Annotated in this window: 15 protein-coding genes; 4 read left to right on the top strand and 11 right to left on the bottom strand. The window is 67.6% G+C overall.

Going from position 1 to position 16344, the window contains the following annotated elements:
- Positions 1-122: 122 nt before the first annotated feature.
- The 3 genes from N5D91_RS12085 to N5D91_RS12075 all read right to left on the bottom strand — a co-directional run bounded on the left by N5D91_RS12085 (position 123) and on the right by N5D91_RS12075 (position 2681).
- Positions 123-1283: an MFS transporter gene (locus tag N5D91_RS12085; protein WP_180854788.1), complete on the bottom strand. Its 1161-nt coding sequence runs from the start codon at positions 1281-1283 to the stop codon at positions 123-125.
- Between the two features lie 220 nt (positions 1284-1503).
- Positions 1504-2253, bottom strand: coding sequence for a TerC family protein (locus N5D91_RS12080; protein WP_004144462.1), 750 nt, complete (start codon positions 2251-2253; stop codon positions 1504-1506).
- A gap of 32 nt (positions 2254-2285) precedes the next feature.
- The gene (locus N5D91_RS12075; RefSeq protein WP_049435654.1) at positions 2286-2681 is read right to left on the bottom strand and encodes a diacylglycerol kinase; all 396 of its coding nucleotides are present in this window, start codon (positions 2679-2681) and stop codon (positions 2286-2288) included.
- A gap of 213 nt (positions 2682-2894) precedes the next feature.
- Between N5D91_RS12075 and N5D91_RS12070 the strand changes: the two genes are divergently transcribed.
- Positions 2895-3596, top strand: coding sequence for an SGNH/GDSL hydrolase family protein (locus N5D91_RS12070; protein WP_180854789.1), 702 nt, complete (start codon positions 2895-2897; stop codon positions 3594-3596).
- Between the two features lie 295 nt (positions 3597-3891).
- Here the strand turns inward: N5D91_RS12070 and N5D91_RS12065 are convergent, their stop codons facing one another.
- The 3 genes from N5D91_RS12065 to N5D91_RS12055 all read right to left on the bottom strand — a co-directional run bounded on the left by N5D91_RS12065 (position 3892) and on the right by N5D91_RS12055 (position 6765).
- The gene (locus N5D91_RS12065; protein ID WP_110711077.1) at positions 3892-5163 is read right to left on the bottom strand and encodes a HAMP domain-containing sensor histidine kinase; all 1272 of its coding nucleotides are present in this window, start codon (positions 5161-5163) and stop codon (positions 3892-3894) included.
- Positions 5164-5319: 156 nt separating this feature from the next.
- Positions 5320-6033 carry a response regulator transcription factor gene (locus tag N5D91_RS12060; protein WP_002811889.1) on the bottom strand — a complete coding sequence of 238 codons (714 nt, stop codon included), beginning with the start codon at positions 6031-6033 and terminating at the stop codon, positions 5320-5322.
- A gap of 87 nt (positions 6034-6120) precedes the next feature.
- Positions 6121-6765 (bottom strand): arylesterase, encoded by a 645-nt coding sequence (locus tag N5D91_RS12055; protein ID WP_049444410.1) that lies wholly within the window; start codon positions 6763-6765, stop codon positions 6121-6123.
- Positions 6766-6840: 75 nt separating this feature from the next.
- On the opposite strand from N5D91_RS12055, the gene N5D91_RS12050 reads away from it, so the two are divergent.
- The 3 genes from N5D91_RS12050 to N5D91_RS12040 all read left to right on the top strand — a co-directional run bounded on the left by N5D91_RS12050 (position 6841) and on the right by N5D91_RS12040 (position 10596).
- Entirely contained in the window at positions 6841-7488 is a 648-nt protein-coding gene (locus N5D91_RS12050; protein WP_110711076.1) for an ATP-binding cassette domain-containing protein, read from the top strand.
- Entirely contained in the window at positions 7485-10001 is a 2517-nt protein-coding gene (locus tag N5D91_RS12045; RefSeq protein WP_164161617.1) for an FtsX-like permease family protein, read from the top strand. The genes N5D91_RS12050 and N5D91_RS12045 overlap by 4 nt, the downstream gene beginning before the upstream one ends.
- Positions 10002-10110: 109 nt before the next feature.
- Entirely contained in the window at positions 10111-10596 is a 486-nt protein-coding gene (locus N5D91_RS12040; RefSeq protein WP_239506143.1) for a hypothetical protein, read from the top strand.
- 238 nt (positions 10597-10834) lie between these two features.
- Here N5D91_RS12040 and N5D91_RS12035 read toward each other — a convergent pair whose 3' ends face one another.
- The 5 genes from N5D91_RS12035 to N5D91_RS12015 all read right to left on the bottom strand — a co-directional run bounded on the left by N5D91_RS12035 (position 10835) and on the right by N5D91_RS12015 (position 16301).
- Entirely contained in the window at positions 10835-11761 is a 927-nt protein-coding gene (locus N5D91_RS12035) for a DUF6607 family protein (protein ID WP_110711073.1), read from the bottom strand.
- A gap of 73 nt (positions 11762-11834) precedes the next feature.
- A complete protein-coding gene (locus tag N5D91_RS12030) occupies positions 11835-12434 on the bottom strand; it encodes a Hemin transport protein (RefSeq protein WP_180854790.1) in 600 nt (199 codons plus the stop codon).
- A 4-nt stretch (positions 12435-12438) separates the two neighbouring features.
- The gene (locus N5D91_RS12025) at positions 12439-14646 is read right to left on the bottom strand and encodes a TonB-dependent hemoglobin/transferrin/lactoferrin family receptor (protein WP_180854798.1); all 2208 of its coding nucleotides are present in this window, start codon (positions 14644-14646) and stop codon (positions 12439-12441) included.
- A gap of 189 nt (positions 14647-14835) precedes the next feature.
- Entirely contained in the window at positions 14836-15030 is a 195-nt protein-coding gene (locus tag N5D91_RS12020) for a hemin uptake protein HemP (protein ID WP_005412278.1), read from the bottom strand.
- 299 nt (positions 15031-15329) lie between these two features.
- A complete protein-coding gene (locus N5D91_RS12015) occupies positions 15330-16301 on the bottom strand; it encodes an aldo/keto reductase (RefSeq protein ID WP_110714256.1) in 972 nt (323 codons plus the stop codon).
- Between the last annotated feature and the right edge of the window lie 43 nt (positions 16302-16344).

Genomic DNA, 16344 nt, shown 5'->3' with positions numbered 1-16344 from the left:
CCACACCGCCCCGCCCAACCCTCAGAAAACCAGCGCCGGCTGTTGCGGTTGCTGTTGCTTCGGCGGTTGCCTTGGCCTTTAGCGGGTGCAGGGCTGCAAGCCCTGCCGGAAACCCTCCCCTCTCAGCAGGCTTCAGCCACCGCAGTGCGAGGACGCCCCAGCCACGCCAGCAGCAACCCCGAGGCCGCCAGCAGGCCACCGGCCACCGGAATCGCGGCGTAGCCCAGGCCCGAACTGATCACCGCACCGCCCAGCGCCGCACCCACGGCATTGCCCAGGTTGAACGCACCGACGTTGATCGACGACGCCAGGCCCGGCGCCTCGCTGGCCGCCTGCATCACCCGGATCTGCAACGGCGGCACGATCGCAAAAGTCGCGGCACCGAACAGCAGCACCCCCAGCGCCGCAGTGGCGTGGTGCATGAAGGCCAGCGGCAGTACGAACATCAGCACGGCCAGGACCGCCAGCAGGATGCGGGTGGCGCCATCCAGCGACCAGTCGGCCATGCGCCCGCCGATGCCGTTGCCGAAGGTGAAGCCGATGCCGATCAGCGCCAGCGACATCGCAATGAAGGCGTTGGACGCGCCGGTCAGCTCGGTCAGCACCGGCGCCACGTAGGTGTAGAGGGTGAACATCGCGCCGGCGCCAAGCACGGTGGTAGCCATCGCCAGCAGCACCTGCGGCTGCAGGATCGCTCTCAGTTCGCGGCGCACGTCCGGGCGCGGCCCCGGCGCGGATGCCGGCAGCGCGAGGCCGAGCGCGGTGATCGCGACCAGGCCCAGCACCGCAGTACCGGCGAAGGACAGGCGCCAGCCGAGCTGCTGGCCCACCCAGGTGGCCAACGGCACACCGCCGATGTTGGCGATGGTCAGGCCCATGAACATGGTGGCCACGGCGGCAGCCTGCTTGTCCTTCGGCACCAGGCTGGCGGCAACCACCGCACCGATGCCGAAGAAGGCACCGTGATTGAGGCTGGTGACCAGACGCGACAGCAACAGCAGGCCGTAGTTCGGGGCCAGTGCCGAGAGCAGGTTGCCGACCACGAAGATCGACATCAGCAGCATCAGCGCGGTGCGCTTGCCAAACCGTCCCATCAGCAGGGTCATCACCGGCGCGCCCAGCATCACGCCCACGGCATAGGCGGTGATCAGCAGGCCGGCGGTTGGAATGTTCACGCCGACGCCGTCGGCAATGACAGGCAGCAGGCCCATCGGCGCGAATTCAGTGGTGCCGATGGCGAAGGCGCCGACGGCAAGGGCCAACAAGGCGGCTCTGGAGTTCATGGGGTCATCCTGCGTGGGGCAGGTCCTGGAAAAGAGCGCGTAGCCTGCGCGCTTTGTCGGCCCGGATTAAGCCTCGCCCCGGGAAAACACTGTTGACCCCAATTCACAGCTGGCGGGAACCTCCCCGCCGGGCATGGCCCGGCGAGCCCAATGGGTCCCATAACGCAGAACCCCCGGCGCTGGCCGGGGGTTCTGGGACACACATTTGCCTGTGATCTGCTTACCAGTCGCCAGCACCCGGCACGTGGTGATCGCGTGCGCGGCGGCGCATCAGCAGGTTCAGCCATTCCACCAGCACCGAGAAGCCCATGGCGGCATAGATGTAGGGCTTGGGCACGTGCACGTCCAGGCCATCCAGGATCAGAACCGCACCGATCAGCAGGATGAAGGCCAGTGCCAGCATCTTCACGGTCGGGTTTGCGTCGATGAAGCGGCCCAGCGGGTTGGCGGCCAGCAGCATCACCAGCACCGACAGCAGGATGGCGGCGACCATCACCGGGATGTGATCGGCGATGCCGACGGCGGTGATCACCGAGTCCAGCGAGAACACGATGTCGATGATGGCGATCTGCAGGATGACCATGCCGAATACACCCGAGGCCTTGCTGGTGGCCGGGTTCTCGTCTTCGCCACCGGTGATCAGCTCCTTGATCTCCATGTAGCCCTTGATGATCAGGAACAGGCCACCGACGATCAGCACCAGGTCGCGGATGGAGATGCCCATACCAGCCACGGTGAACAGGTTGGCGGACATGTGCGCCAGATAGGCCAGCGACACCAGCAGGGCGATGCGGGTGATGCAGGCCACGGCGATGCCGAGCTTGCGCGCGAACGGGCGACGCTCTTCCGGCAGCTTGCTGACCGCGATGGAAATGAACACCAGATTGTCGATGCCGAGCACGATTTCCAGTGCGCTCAGGGTGAACAGGGTCACCCAGGCATTGGGGTCGGCGAGGAACTCAAAGGACATGGAAACTCTTCAGGGCAGTGGGGGAATGGGGATCAGCCGTAATTGCCGGCCATTGCATGCGGGACCACGACCAGCGCCCAGCACAGAAGCACGTTCATCATCAGCACGAACACTGCCGCCGAACCCATGTCCTTGGCGCGGCCGGCCAGCTCGTGGATCTCGCTGCCGTAACGTTCGATCACCGCCTCGATGGCCGAGTTGGCCAGTTCCATCGCCAGCACCAGCAGCATCGAGCCGATCAGCAGCGCGCGTTCGACCGGGGTCTGGCCCAGCCAGATCGCGACCGGGGTCAGCAGGATCAGCAGGTAGACCTCCAGCCGGAACGAGGACTCATGCAGCCAGGCGGCGCGCAGGCCCTGCCAGGACCAGCGCGCGGCCTGGAAGATGCGGCGCGGGCCGCGGGGCAGATGGCCGAACTGATCAGCCACGGGTGGAACATCCAGCAACAGGGGCGCGGCGCAGCGACCGCTCAGACGCACGGCAGGGAATCATGGGTGCACAGGGATAGGCAGATGGCCGCCATTTTGCCACAAGGCCGCCAGCCGCATCCCGGCACCGGCCCGGTGAATGGACTGCCAGGGGCAAGCCCCGGCCCGCCCCAGCTTCTATGATGGCTTTCCCCTTCCCTGCTGGAGCGCCTGATGTCCCGTCGCCGTACCTGCCTGCTGATGCTGGGCCTGCTGACCGCCGCCCCCCTGGCCCAGGCGCTGAGCCCGGCCAAGCCGCCGCGCGTGCCCGAGCAGGTCTCCAACGTGGCCTGGGCCGGCGACATGGCCCACTTCGCCAGCGCCGACCAGGCCAACCCGCCGCCGCGTGATGGCATCGAGTTCATCGGCAGCTCCTCGATCCGCTTCTGGGAGAGCCTGGCCACCGACTTCCCCGGCCAGCCGGTGTTCAACCGCGGCTTCGGCGGCTCGGAAGTCCGCGACAGCACCTGGTACGCCGACCGCATCGTGGTGCCGTATGCGCCATGCAAGGTGTTCTTCTACGCCGGCGACAACGACCTCAACAGCGGCCGCAGCGCCGTGCAGGTGCGCGACGATGTGGTTGCCTTCGTGCAGCGCGTGCATCGCGACCTGCCGAAGACGAAGGTGGAGTACCTGTCGATCAAGCCGAGCCCGTCGCGTGCGCACCTGCTGCCGGCGATCAACGAAGCCAACACGCTGATCAAGGCCGCGCTGGCCAGGCTGCCCAATACCGGCTTCACCGACGTCTACACGCCGATGCTCGGCGCCGATGGACAGCCGGACGCGACGCTGTTCCGCGAGGACATGCTGCACATGACCCCGGCCGGCTACGCGATCTGGACCAGGGCGCTGGCGCCGAAGGTGAAGTGCGATTGACGCAGGCGTGCGTCGGGCATGGCCCGGCGCTACCGCAACACTATCCACGCATGGCGTGGATCTACTGAATTCATCCACGCATGGCGTGGATCCACTGCGGATCGCGGGAAACTGTCGAAGGCGGGGCGGTGTGGGTGTGCAGGACCGTTGGCGCCATGGATGGCGCCATCGAGCCCCCATGGATGGGTTTACGGCGTGTCCTGCACACCCACACCGCCCCGCCACTCCTCGGAATGCCCGCTTTTGATGTTGATGTTGCCTCGGCGGGTGCCGGGCGCAGCCCGGCCAAAGCCCTCTACCGGAAGATCACCGTGGCTTCGGTGCCCTCGCCCGGCTCGCTGGCCAGGCTGACCTTCCAGCCGAAGCGGTCGCACAGCCGGCGCACGATCGACAGGCCCAGGCCAGTGCCCTGCGGACGGCTCGGTTCGGCGCGGTAGAACGGCTCGAAGGCGCGCGACAGCGCCTCGGCGGACATGCCGATACCGGTATCGCGCACCACCACCCGGTCATTGAGCACGTGCACGTCGATACGCCCTTCATCGGTGTAGCTGCAGGCGTTGCGCACCAGGTTGCTGACCACCACCTGCAGCACCCGCGGTGGCGCATGCAGCTGCACCGGGCCGTCGCTGTGCAGGTGCACCGATACCGGGCGCGTGCCCAGCAGCTCGTTGGCGTTGTCCACTTCATAGCGGACGATGTCGTTGACGTCGAACAGCTCGATCTGCGGCTCGACGTCGGCCTCGCGGGCCAGGATCAGGAACGCATCGATCACCGCTTCCATGTCCCGACCGGCACGCTGGATGCGCTGCAGGCTGCGGCGCAGGCGCGGCTGCAGGGTTTCATCGCCGAGGGCCATGTCGCTGGCGACGCGGATGACGGTCAACGGCGTGCGCAGCTCGTGGCTGGCATCACGGGTGAAGTTGCGCTCGCGGGCCACGTGCGCGCTGACCCGGTTGGCCAGCGAATGCAGCGCGGCCGCCAGCTGCCGGGTCTCGCCCTGCATGTCCGCCGGAAGCTTGTTCGGCTCCAGGTCGGCCGCCTCCGGGTGGCCCGGGTCCCAGCGCGAGACGCGCCGCGCCAGCCAGTTCACCGGTGACACCAGGCGTTTGGAGGCACGGTAGGTCACCCAACTGGCGCCGTACACCGCCAGCAGGGTCAGCAGCACCGGCACGATGCCGAACCAGAACGCCAGCATCTCCGCGCGCGAACGCAGGAACACCAGGTACAGCCGGCCGGCGGGGCGCACATCCACCAGCACCAGCTGATCGTCCTTGGGCAGTTCGTGGAAGCCTGGCTCCAGGTTGCGCAGGTTGGCAGGCAACGACAGGGCCGACTGCCCGCTTTCCAGCAGGTAGCCGCGGATGTTCTGGGTGTTGGGTGGCGGCTGCACCGGCGAGGCCTCGTGCAGCGTCCAGAAGTACGTCGCTTCCTCGCGCAGGGCGGCACCGACCAGGCTGTGCTTGATCACCAGCGAGACCAGCCAGGCACCCAGCAGGATACCCAGGCTGGCCAGCACTGCCTGCAGGATGAAAGCGATACGGATCTTGCGCGGCAGGCCGTGCGGCATTGCGGGGTCCCGGTCAGAGCGCTGCGATTATAGGCAGCGCGCCGCGCCGTGCGGATGCATGGGAAATGACCGGTGGCAACGCCATCCGGTCATCCCCTGCCCTCGTGCGTGGCCGGATCCCGGCCGGGCCTGCTGCTGCACCGGCGCGGGCCCTGCTCAGGCCATCGGCTGGGCGATGTCGGCAATGCGGTAGCCGGCACTCTGCACGGTGTGCAGCAGCGGACGGTCGAACGGCTTGTCGATGATCTTGCGCAGGTTGTACAGATGGCTGCGCAGGGTGTCCGAATCCGGCAGGCCATTGCCCCAGATCTCGCGTTCGATCTCCTGGCGGGTGACCACGCGCGGCGATTCGCGCATCAGGATGGTCAGCAGGCGCAGGCCGATCGGCGACAGCTGCAGCTCGGTACCGGCACGGGTGGCGCGCATGCTGACCGGATCGAGCACCAGGTCGGCGACCTTGAGCACTTCCGAACCGACCTGGCGACGCTCGCGGCGGATCAGCGCGCGCAGGCGGGCTTCCAGTTCCTGGATCGCGAACGGCTTGGTCAGGTAGTCATCGGCGCCGAAACCGAGGCCGGTGAGCTTGTCGTCCAGCGTATCGCGTGCCGTGAGCATCAGCACCGGGGTGGACTTGCGCGCATCGTTGCGCAGGCGACGGCACACTTCGATGCCATCCAGGCGCGGCAACATCAGGTCGAGCACCACGACGTCATAGCTGTTTTCCGCCGCAAGGCGGTAGCCATCCAGGCCGTCCTGTGCATAGTCGACTTCGAAGCCGCGACCTTCCAGGTATTCCCCGATCATCTCGGAGATGTTGCGGTTGTCTTCGACCACCAGCACCAAGCCGGAGGTCTCCTTCGTCTGACGCATGTGATTCCCTCTAACTTCAGCTTTGTGAAACATGCCGGATCGACGGTGGACGCGATGTGAAGTTCCGTCAAGAGGGAAGTAAATCGTTCAGAGCAGCGGACGCAGCAGCGGCCAGACGTTGTCCAGCACCTTCGGCTGCGCCTGCGCGGTCGGATGAAGCCCGTCGGCCTGCATCATGCCCGGTTGCAGGGCCACACCCTCCAGCAGGAAGGGCAGCAGCGGCACCTTGTACTGCGTGGCCAGCGCCTTGTAGGCCGCCGCCAGGCGCTGGCGATAGGCCGGCCCGTAGTTGGGCGGCACGTCGATGCCCAGCAGCAGCACCTTGGCGCCCGCCTTCTGGCTGGCCTGCACCATCTTTTCCAGGTTGCCCTGCACCTGCGCCGGGGTCAGCCCGCGCAGTGCGTCGTTGCCGCCAAGGGCAATCACCACCACGGTCGGTTTTTCCTTGGCCAGCAGGCCTGGCAGGCGGGTCAGCGCGCCGGCGGTGGTCTCCCCGCTCATGCTGGCATTGACGATGCGCGCCGGGGTTTTCGACTGCTGCCTGACCCGCTGCTGCAGCAGGCTGACCCAGCCGGCGTCGGCGGGGATATTGTGGGCAGCACTGAGGCTGTCGCCGAGTACCAGCACGGTGCCCGCCGGACCTTTGGCACAGGCCAGCCCGGGCAGCAGCAGGAACCCTAGCAGCAGCACCATCATCGCGCCGGCTCGCCGGCTCCATCCCGTCTTGCGCATTGGAGTCTCCTCATCGACAGCCTGTCCCCCCGCAGCGCGTCCGTTGCCATCGCCGTCGACCAGGTCGGCAAATCCGTGCAGGGCCCGGAGGGTGAAGTCCACATACTGGACAACATCACCCTGACCGTCCATGAAGGGACCAGCGCGGCCATCGTCGGCGCCTCCGGTTCCGGCAAGACCACCCTGCTCGGCCTGCTGGCCGGGCTGGACCTGCCCAGCCGCGGCCGCATCGCGCTGGCCGGCCAGGACCTGTCAGCGCTGGATGAGGAAGCGCGCGCGCAGTTGCGCGCACGCGAGGTCGGCTTCGTGTTCCAGAGCTTCCACCTGCTGCCGGCGCTGACCGCCGCCGAGAACGTCGCCTTGCCGCTGGAGCTGGCCGGGCGCGAAGACCGGGCGCGGGTCGATGAAGTGCTGGCCCAGGTCGGCCTGGCCCATCGCGCCCGCCACTATCCGCGCCAGCTGTCCGGCGGCGAGCAGCAGCGCGTGGCGTTGGCACGTGCCTTCGTCACCCGCCCGCGCATCCTGTTCGCCGACGAACCGACCGGCTCGCTGGACCACGCCACCGGCCAGCACATCAGCGACCTGCTGTTCGAGCTCAACGCCGGCAGCGGCACCACACTGGTACTGGTCACCCACGATCTGCGACTGGCCCAGCGCTGCCAGTACATCCACCGCATCGACGACGGCCGCCTGCTGCCGGTCGAGCGTGGGGCGCAGGCATGAACCTGCTGCGGCACGCGTGGCGCGCGCTGCGCCGCGAAGCGCTGGCCGGTGACCTGCTGACCGTATTCGCCGCGCTGGTGCTGGGCGTGGCGGTGATGACCGCGGTCGGCACGCTGGTGAACCGGGTCAACCTGGCGCTGACCGGCAGCGCGGCGGAAATGCTCGGTGGTGATCTCGGCATCGCCGGGCGCGATGACCCGCCGCAGGCGTTCGCCGAAGAAGCGCAGCGGCGCGGACTGGCCTATACCCGCATCGCCAGCTTCGGCAGCGTGCTGTTCCATGGCGAGGCCAGCCAGATGGCCAGCATCAAGGCGGTGCAGGCGGGCTATCCGCTGCGCGGCACGCTGCGGGTGCGGGCCACGCCCGGCGGCGCCCTGATCACCGACGCCGGCATGCCCCCCAAGGGCCAGGCCTATGCCGACCCGCGACTGCTGCAGGGGCTGGGCCTGAAGGCCGGCGATGCGCTCGAATTCGGCGCCGGTACGCTGCGCATCGCCGGCATCATCGAGGCCGAGCCCGACACCGGTGGCGACCTGCTCACGCTCTCCCCGACCCTGCTGGTCAACCGCGCCGACGTGGAAGGCACCGGACTGCTCGGCCCCGGCAGCCGCATCAACTACCGGCTGATGTTCGCCGGAGCGGCCGACCAGATCGCCGCGCTGCGGCAATGGTTGTTGCCACAGGTGAAGGGCCTGCGCCTGTTGAGCGTGGACGACACCCAGCGCGGCGTGCGCCAGGCATTCGACCTGGCCGGACGCTTCCTCGGCCTCAGCGCGCTGCTGGCAGTCCTGCTGGCCGGCGTGGCCACGGCGCTGGCGGCCAACCGCTTCGCGCTGCGCCGCATCGACCAGGTGGCGATCCTGCGCTGCCTGGGCGCGCGCCAGCGCGACATCCTGTCCGGTCTGGCACTGCAGCTGCTGATGCTGGCGGTGCCGGCCTGCGCACTCGGCATCGGCCTGGGCATGGCGGCGCAGGAGGGCCTGGTGCAGGTGCTGGGCAGCCTGGTGCCGCAGCGCCTGCCGCTGCCCGAGGCAATGCCTGCGCTGACCGGTGCCGGCATCGGGCTGTTGCTGCTGTTCGGCTTCGGCCTGCCACCACTGCTGCGCCTGCGCGGGGTGCCGCCGATGCGCGTGCTCAACCGCTCCTTCGCCGCCCTGCCGCCGGCCTCGCTGCTGGCCTATGTGGCGGCGTTGGCGGCCAGCCTGCTGCTGGCGGTGCAGGTCACCGGTGATCTCAAGCTGGCGCTGTGGGTGCTGGGCGGGTTGGCCGCGCTGGCGGTGGCGGCCGGCGTGGTCGGCTTCGTGCTGCTGCAGCTGCTGCGCGGCCTGCAGCACCGCCTGCATGGCCACTGGCGGCTGGGTCTGGCCGCGCTGACCCGGCGCCGGATGCTGGCGGTGATGCAGCTGGTCGGGCTGTCGCTGTCGCTGTGCGCGCTGTTGCTGCTGGCGGTGACCGGTCCCGGCCTGCTGCAGCAGTGGCGCGAGCGACTGCCCGCGGACACGCCGAACTACTTCCTGATCAACATCCAGCCCGAACAGCGCGACAGCGTGCTGGCCACGCTGCGCGGGTTGGGCGCCAACGACGCCAGCATCGAACCGATGGCCACTGGCCGCCTGATCGCGATCAACGGCAAGCCGCCGCTGCGCGTGGACCGCTCGCCGGAACAGAACGGGCAGTCGGCGTCCAGCGAGGCCCAACGCGACGACGATGACGAGAACCGGCCGTTGAACTTCAGCTGGCGCAGCAGCTTCCCGCCAGCCAACACGCTGGTCAACGGTACGTTCTGGAAGGCAGACAGCACCGCCGCCGAAGCCTCGGTGGAGATCGGCTGGGCCAAGCGCTACGGCGTGTATCCCGGCGACCGCATCACCATTGCGGTGGGCGAGCAGGAACGCGAGTTCACTGTCACCAGCGTGCGCAAGGCGGACTGGAACACCTTCCGTCCGAACTTCTTCGTGCTGCTGAACCCGAACGCGGTGGGCGATACGCCGCACAACCTGCTGTCGGCATTCCATCTGCCGGCCGGCAAGGCCGCCGGATTGGGCGAGCTGGTACGCGCGCAGCCGAACCTGTCGCTGCTGGACGTGGACGCAGTGATCTCGCAGGTGCGCGATGTGATGGAACGGGTGGCGCAGGCGGTGCAGCTGGTGATGGTGTTCAGCCTGCTGGCCGGCATGCTGGTGCTGCTGGCCGCGCTGCAGGCCACGGCGGGCGAACGGCGCTACGACAGCGCGGTGCTGCGCACGCTGGGCGCGACCCGGCGCCAGCTGCGTGGCGCGGTGCTGGTGGAATTCGGTGCGCTGGGCACGCTGGCGGCGTTGCTGGCGGTGGGCGCGGCCGCTGCGATCGGTGTGGCGGTCTCGCAGAAGGTGTTCGAGCTGCCGTTGCTGCCGCCGTGGCCGGGCCTGCTGATCGGCGGCGTGGTCGGCATCGGCTTGAGCCTTCTGGCAGGCTGGTGGGGTACGCGCGCCATCCTGCATACGCCACCGGCACTGGCCCTGCGCGAAGCCTGACGCGATCGTGACACGCTCGGGTGGGGCGCTATGCTGCGCGCGCCACCCGATCGGATCGTCCGGAAGCGCGGAACGTTGCTCCCGCGCTCCCGATGTTCAAGGAATGAAGATGAAATACGGCCTCTGTCTGCGCATCCTTCTGGCCAGTTCCCCACTGTTCGCCGCGGTGCTACCCGCAGGCGCCCGCGCGGCAGATGGCCATGTTCCTGACGCGGTGCAGGCCTTCGTGCTGGAAACGGTGCTGGCCGATGAAGCGCAAGCCTTCCACGAGGGCCACCCGACCTATCTGGTTCCGGCCAGCGTGTCACGCACGCGCAGCGATGCCGGCGTGGTGGCCGACCTGCGTGCTGAGTTCGACCGGTTCTACCGGGGCCAACCGAAGCCGAGAAAGGAAGTGGCGCACATGGCGATCCTCGTCGCACAGACCGCGCTGCTGCTGCCGGACCGTAGCGCCTGCAGCACGGATCGAGTGCGTTGCCACGAAGCCATCCTCGGCGTCCGCGCCCGCGATGACGAGGCCAGCCTGCAGGCCACCCTGCGTGCGTTCCAGGACGCTGGTCTGGACCTGACCACCTTGAGTGGGCCGGCGTCCTGAGTGCATCGCATCCACGCATGGCGTGGATGCAGCGTGCGATCACCGATGGAGAGCGTGCCGAGCAAGCTCGGCACCTACCAGGAGCGGATATGCGGCACGGTAGATCCAAGCCATGCGTGGATGCGGTGTGCAATCGCCGGCGAAGAGCGTGCCGAGCAAGCTCGGCACCTACCAGGAGCGGATACGCGGCGCGGCACCTGACCAGAGGATCCGCGCCATGAGTCGAGCAGGGCTCGACTTACTGGGCCTTTTCCACGTACTTGGCGAACACGTCGTCGATCTGCTTGTCCTTCACCTTCTTGCCGGCCTGGATCTCTTCGGCCTGGGTGAACATCGGGATGATCATCGCCATGCCGTCGATCTTGGTCTTCAGGTGCACGCCCGGGGCCTGGCCGAGGAAGCCGTCCCAGCGCTGGCGCACCTTTGCCCAGTAACCGGCGGTGGCCTTCCAGTAGTTGCGCGCCGGGGTGAAGTCGACCTCGGTGGTCTTCACGTAGTCGTTGAAGCCGAACTCGCGGGCGATCTCCACCTGGCTGCCATCGGCGTTGCGCTGCACCTTGGTGTTGAACTGCTCGTGGGTCCAGCCGTTCGGGGTCAGCGTGTGGCGGTTGATCACAGCCAGCGCGTTGTAGTCACTGCGCTTGGTGTACTCACGGCGCGGCAGCGGACGCCAGCTCAGGTCGCTGGTCCAGCTCGGCACGTTGTTGGTGTAGGTCCAGGTGCCGGTGCCGCAATAGCGCGGTGCGTCGCTCACTTCGTACACGCACTGGGTCCAGGCGCCCTGGTTCACCGCCGCCGGAATGCTGCTCACCTTCCAGGTCTGGTCGGCACTGAACTCGAAACGGTTCGGTGCTTCGTACACCCAGTCCTGGCGCCAGTGCTTGGTGATGTGGCCGCTCTTCTCGTCCAGCAGCAGGTGCTGCAGCACGATGCGCTTCGGCGTGTCTTCGACCACGATGACCACTTCGTTGCCGCCGCTGCGCATCGCCGGCGCACGCTCGTAGCCCGGCTTCAGCAGCACGGTCTCATCGAAGGCGAAGTCCACGGTGTACTCACCCTGCATGGCAAGGATGCTGTCGTGGTCACGGGCGATATCGGAGGGCTGCGCGCTGGCCACGCCGCTGGCGGCGAGCACAAGCAGGGCGCTGGCTGTCTGGAACTTCATCGGGGTCTTCCTTCGGGGTTGCAGATGCGTTGAGAGGCCGTCCGTGGCCGACAGGCGTTCCATCAGGAGTGGATCACAGGCGGATCAGCGGCAGGTCGCCGGGAATCCGCGGCGCCGGACGCCGCGCGGCATCGGCACAGCAGCAATCGTCGATTGCCAGCTCGCCTTCGGCACCTTCCAGCCGTGCAATGCGACGCGCGGTGGCCGCGCCCAGCGAGGACAGGGTCGACAGACTGGCGGCCAGCGTGCGGCCATCGTCGGCGGCATGCAGGCGCAGCGCGCACAGGCGCCAGCGCTGGCCACCGAGATGGCCGGCCAGGCGCCGCCACAGGCGTTCGCCGACACTGCCATCGCTGTCGTGTTCCGGCCCCGGCGGCAGTGCGGCGACCAGCCGGTCCCAGGCCAGGAAGTCGCTGTCCGGCAGCAGGTACAGGCGCCACACGCAGCGGCCGCGGCCATCGAGGAAGCACAGGCTTTCGCGCAAGCCTTCGCTGTCCACGCCGTGGCAGGCATGCACGCGTACGGCCTGGCGCCAGCCGCCCAGCTCGTTGCCGTCGGCGTGGTACAGGCACAACACGGTGCCGAGCGTAGCCAGCTGTGCCGGGGTCGGCCAGGCCGCGCTGTACGGCGCGGCGATGGAGTCATTCCTGCGTGCGGACAGTGCTCGGCTCATGAGGTCACCAGGAAACGGCAAGGCTGGCGGAGAAGGTGCGGCCCGGGCTGCTGAAACGATCGCTCAGTGCGCGATTGGTGATCAGGCTCGGGGTGATCGACGACCATTCGATGTAGCGCTTGTCGGCCAGATTGAACACGCCGACATTGAAGGTGGCACCCGGTGCGAAGTTCCAGTGCGCCATCAGGTCCAGCACGCCGTAGCCGGCCGGCTGGTAGACGAACGGCGCCGGTGCGTTCGGATTGGTCTGCGCGGCAGGCGGCGGCAGGCGCTTCTTGCGCTGCACGAAGGTGCCGGCCAGTTCGACGCCCCAGCTATCGGTGTCGTACATCAGGCCCAGCGTGCCACGCAGCGGATCGACCGAGGCCAGCGGTTCGTCATCGGTCCGGTTGTCACCACGCGACCATGCCAACGCACTGCGCAGCGCCCAGCCCTTCAGCGCCGGGCTGAGTTCACCGAATTCGATGCCGGCCTTCATTTCCGCACCATAGATGCGCGCGTCGGCGATGTTCTGCGACTGGAACACGGTCAAGCCCTGTGCGTTGCGGCCGGTATCGACGTTGGACTGGATGAAGTCCTTGTAGTCGTTGTAGTAGCCGCTGACGCTGACGTACGCCGCCGGCGCGATGAAGCGCAGGCCCAGTTCGTAGCCGTCGCTGGTTTCCGGCTTCAGGTCCGGGTTGGCGATGGCGGTGTAGCCGAAGGCCACGTTGGTCAGGCCGATGTTGACGTCGTTGTACGGCGGCGAACGGAAGCCACGCGCATAGCCGGCGAACAGCGACCACTGGTCGGTGAAGCGCCAGACCATGCCCAGCTTCGGCGACACGCTGGTCTTCTTCAGCTGCGCTACGGCGGTAGTCGGATTGTCTTCGGCGAAGATGCTGTCCACCTCCGGCTTCAGCTCGTAACGGTCCACGCGCACGCCCGGCACCAGCGACAGCTTGCCGTCGGCCAGGCGCATTTCATCCTGCGCGTACAGGCCCAACTCGGTGGTCTTGCTGATCGGGAAGTCACGCACCGGGAAGGTGTCCGGTACCACCGTGTTGCTGACCACGCCGGCCTTGCTGACCTGGTAGCCGTCGCGCTTCTGGCGGATCTCGGTGCGCGTGCCCTCGAAGCCGTAGGTCAGCGCGTGTTCGACCGCACCGGTGCTGAAGGCCTTGTTGAACTGCGCCTGCAGGCCATAGGCATGCTGGTCGAAGGAGAACACGCGGTGACGGCGGCTGCCGTCGGTGCGGGTCTCGTCGGTCTGCTGCCGGGTTTCGCTGTTCTGCGCATACACCTGCCAGTGCAGGCTGTCGGCGAACGGCTGGTCCAGCGCATCCATTTCGTGGGCAAAGGACACGCGGGTGCGCTTCTGCGTGTCGTGGGACTTCATGCCAGTGGCCGCAGCCATCGCGCCGGGGCGCGGTGCAACGCTGGCAATCGCCGACAACACATTGGTATCGGTGGTGTCTTCGTTGCCTTCCACGGTCAGGCGGAAGCGCTGGTCTTCGCTCGGTGCATAGACCAGCTTGCTGAGCAGGCTGCGGCCATCACGATCCTGCGGATTGGACGCAGTGCGGGTGTCGTTGTCGCTGCGCACCGTGCCCTTGTTGTCCGTTTCCTGGCCCTGGTGGTGGTTGACGTTGACCAGGCCGCTCCAGTGGTCGCCACCAAAGGCGGCGGTGGCACCGCCGAGCAGGCCCTTCCACTCACCGTCGTAGCCGAACTTCAGGCCGAAGTAGCTGTTCTTGCCATCCTTGAGGTAGTCGGCCGGGTCCTTGGTCACGAACGCGACCACGCCACCGAGTGCATCGGAGCCGTACAGCGAACTGGCCGGACCACGCACGATCTCCACGCGCTTGAGCGTATCGAGGTCGGTGAAATTGCGGTTGGAACTGGCGAACGAACCGATGTCGAACCGGGTCGGCATGACGATGCCATCGGTCTGGATGCGCACACGGTTGCCGTCCAGGCCACGGATGCGGAAACCATCCAGGCCGAAGCGGGTCGCGCTGCGAGTGACCGACAGGCCCGGTTCGTAGCGCACCAGATCCTTGATGTCCTGCACCAGGTGCCGGTCCATCTGCTCGCGGTCGATGACGTCCACGGTGGCCGCCACGTCGCTCACCGCCCGCTCGGTGCGGGTGGCGGTGACCTGCACCCGGTCGAATTCGCGCGCGTCGGGCGCAGCGGCGGCAGCAGCGTGGGCGGACAGCGGCAAGGCCATCCAGACAGCAAGACACAGGGCGGTATGGCGGGTCATCGGGTTCATTCGGTCAGGCAGGGGAACCCCCGGTTACCGGCACACCTGGAAGGTGCACGCGGTAGACCGAGGGGGAGAGAGCGGGAGCGGGCGGGTCGCCCACCCTGTCGGCGCTGCCGGCAGGAGGGAGGGAGGCGGGCGACCAGACCGCGATTACTTGGTCAGGATCAGCTTGTCGTTGCTGGTGTGCCGCAGGCGATAGAAGCGGTCGCCGTGCTGGATCAGGATTTCACGACGGCCCTTGAGCAGGGCTTCGCTGTCGATGACCTCTTCCGGCGGAACGACGCGGACCGGGCGATCGCGGAGGGTCAGCGTTTCGGGGCGCAGCAGTACAGGTTGAGCATTCATGAGCATCTGGACTCGTGCGAGGGACGAGTTAAATGATAATGATTCTCAGTTGACAATCAACAACCATTCTCAATTTCATTGATGAGATTAATTATCAAAATTAGCGGATTGATAGACTGCATCAATTGAATGCCACTTGTAGAGCCGAGCCATGCTCGGCTGCGCTTCGATCGCGTCCCGGTGAAGCCCGCGCTTCGCGCGGAGCCGAGCATGGCTCGGCGCTACAGGGAGCCGGGCGCTGGAAGCCCGCGCTTCGCGCGGAGCCGGGCATGGCTCGGCGCTACAGGGGACCGCCGCCTTCAGGCGAAGACGGCTTCGACCTGGGCCCAGCCGGCCGCGTCGACCTGCTCCAGCACGTCCAATGCCTGCAGGTTCTGCAGCAGCTGGCTGACCCGGCTGGCGCCGAGGATCACGCTGGAGACGTTCGGGTTGCGCAGGCACCAGGCGATGGCCAGGGTAGCCGGGGCATGACCCAGCGCGCGTGCCACCTCGCTGAAGCGCCGCACCTGGCCCAGGCGGGCCTCGGTGTCGTCACCCAGCACCAGCGCGTGCAGCCACTCCATGCCTTCGCGACCCAGCCGGGCATCAACCGGGATGCCCTGGTCGTACTTGCCAGTGAGCAGGCCCGAGGCGAGCGGCGAGAAGATGGTGGTGCCCAGGCCAGCGCCGGCATACAGCGGTGCGTACTCCACCTCCACCCGTTCGCGGTGCAGCAGGTTGTACTGCGGCTGCTCCATCGACGGGCCCTGCAGGTTGCGCGCCTCGGCGATGTCCAGCGCCTGCTGGATCTGCGCCGCCGACCACTCCGAGGTGCCCCAGTAGAGGATCTTGCCCTGCCGCACCAGGGTGTCCATGGCATGCACGGTCTCGGCGATCGGCGCGTCCGGATCCGGGCGGTGGCAATAATAAAGGTCCAGGTAGTCCACCCGCAGACGCTTGAGCGCGGCATGGCAGGCATCAGTCACGTGCTTGCGCGACAGCCCGCGCTGGGTGGGCCGAGGGTCCTTGGCACTGCCGAAGAACACCTTGCTGGACACGCAGAAACCGTCGCGCGGCAAGCGCAGGTCGGTGATCACGTCCCCCATCACCTGTTCGGCGCGGCCATTGGCATAGCCCTCGGCGTTGTCGAAGAAGTTGACGCCATGATCCCAGGCGGCGGCCACCAGGTTGCGGGCCTCGTCGCGCGGGATCTGGTCACCGAAGGTCACCCAGGCGCCGAAGGACAGGGCGGAAATCGGCAGGCCGGTGGAGCCCAGGCGACGGTATTGCATGCAAATCTCCTGCTGCGGGCCCGCATCCGGGCCGGGATCGAAC

The sequence above is a fragment of the Stenotrophomonas sp. GD03794 genome, assembly GCF_029842145.1.
Taxonomy (GTDB): domain Bacteria; phylum Pseudomonadota; class Gammaproteobacteria; order Xanthomonadales; family Xanthomonadaceae; genus Stenotrophomonas; species Stenotrophomonas riyadhensis.
This window is presented reverse-complemented; position numbering and strand designations above follow the sequence as displayed.